Annotated in this window: 3 protein-coding genes; all 3 read left to right on the forward strand. The window is 61.3% G+C overall.

Features of this window, described 5'->3' with window-relative positions; all coding sequences use genetic code 11:
* Positions 1-185, forward strand: a 185-nt coding sequence (locus R3C19_27435; GenBank protein ID MEZ6064096.1) for a hypothetical protein, incomplete at its 5' end; no start/stop codon positions are given.
* Between the two features lie 42 nt (positions 186-227).
* Complete coding sequence (locus R3C19_27440; protein MEZ6064097.1) at positions 228-1,031, forward strand: DUF4058 family protein; 804 nt, start codon at positions 228-230, stop codon at positions 1,029-1,031.
* A 56-nt stretch (positions 1,032-1,087) separates the two neighbouring features.
* The coding region (locus R3C19_27445; protein MEZ6064098.1) for a phytanoyl-CoA dioxygenase family protein at positions 1,088-1,785 on the forward strand (698 nt) is incomplete at its 3' end.

The following is a 1,785-nucleotide window of genomic DNA, read 5'->3' on the forward strand; positions in this document are numbered from 1 at the left end:
TCGTCCTGAACAGCAGCTTCACGTTTCGCGACTATGCCTATCTGAACAATGCTCGTCAGGTGCCGATGCTGCCGGACTGGGCCGTGATCGATCTGAATACGCCGCCTGGTTACGTCTGGCCCGGCAAGGTCGTCGCAGCAAATTTCTTCGATGAACAATGGCAGTTGAAACAGGTCGACCGGTAGTCGGCAGTTCGATCGGGTAGAATCTCTCGCGGAGGATTTTCAATGCCCAGCCCGTTTCCCGGCATGGACCCGTATCTCGAAGCCCACTGGCGAGACGTCCATCAAAGCCTGATCATCTACATTCGAGACGCCATCCGGCCCGGTTTGCCGTCGGACCTGCGGCCGCGGGTGGAAGAGCGTGTTTTCGTGCAGGCTTCGTTCGACGAGTGTCGCACTATCTACCCGGATGTCAGCATTATCGAACGGCACGACCATGAACATTCCGGCGGCGGGACGCTGACGGTGACCGATGTCGCGGAACCGATCATCGTGCTGCTGGAGGACGACGAGATCTCAGAGAATTTCCTGGAAATCCGCGAAGCCGGAACCGGCGGCCGGTTGATCACAGTCATCGAAGTGCTGAGCCCTTCCAACCGGTTGCCCGGCCCCGGTCGCGATCAGTACCTCCGCAAACGGACGGAGCTGCAGCAGGGCGGCGTCAATTTTGTCGAACTGGATCTGATTCGCACCGGCGACTGGATGCTGCTGATTGACAAATGGCGACTGGCGAACGATCTGCACACGCCCAACCGAGCGTGTGTCTGGCGCGCCGCGCGGCCGAATTGCGTGGAGTACTATCCGTTTCCGCTGCGACAGCGGCTGCCGTCGATTCGCATTCCGCTGCGGCCGACGGATAAAGACGTCCCGCTGGACCTGCAGCCGCTGATCAACAAGTGTTACGAAAACGGCGGCTACGACGACATCGATTATTCCGTCGACTGTGATCCGCCGCTGACCGGTGACGATGCGGAATGGTCGCGGGCGCTGCTGACCGCGGCCGGACTGCGTTCTGCGAAGAAGCAGTGAGCTGCCGAAACCGGTGTTCCTCCGAATCCGACAGCGATTCACGGTGTCGTTTTTTCATGGCCAGCGTATCGCAAGCTTCATCGGTCGGTTCACAAGTCCGCAGTCACGGCTTTGCTGTCGTTGACAGCGTCCTGGATGCCGGTACCGTCGCTTACTTCGGCAGGCTGGTGGACGACGCTCGATCGAAGTCGCGATCCGCGGAAGCAGTCACCAACAGCAGCGGAACCTACGGGCTGCGGAACCTGACGGATGTCATCCCGGAAGTCGCTGACCTGGTGCGTCATCCGCAGGTCTGCCGCCTGGTCACCGACATCGCTGGCGACGGAGCGTTCATGGTTCGAGCGACGCTGTTCGACAAGACGCCGGGCGCGAACTGGGGAGTCTTCTGGCATCAGGACCTGTCGATCGCGGTTGCATCGCGTCACGACGTCGCCGGCTTCACGTCATGGACTCGCAAGGCCGGAGTGGACTGCACTCAACCGCCAGTCGCGATCATGGAACAGTTGCTCGCGGTGCGGCTGCATCTCGACGACTGCACGGCGCGCAATGGCGCGTTGAGGGTTCTTCCGGGAACGCATCTGCTGCAGCGGCTGTCGCAGGGACAGTCGGATGCCGAACAGGCCGCGCGAACGGAAATCGTCTGCGAAGTCCCGGCCGGCGGTGCCGTGTTGATGAGACCTCTGCTGCTGCACGCTTCTTCGCCGATGGAGGTGCCCGCGAGTCGCCGTGTGATTCACTTCGAATTCGCCGCCTG

The sequence above is a fragment of the Planctomycetaceae bacterium genome, assembly GCA_041398785.1.
Lineage (GTDB): Bacteria > Planctomycetota > Planctomycetia > Planctomycetales > Planctomycetaceae > JAWKUA01.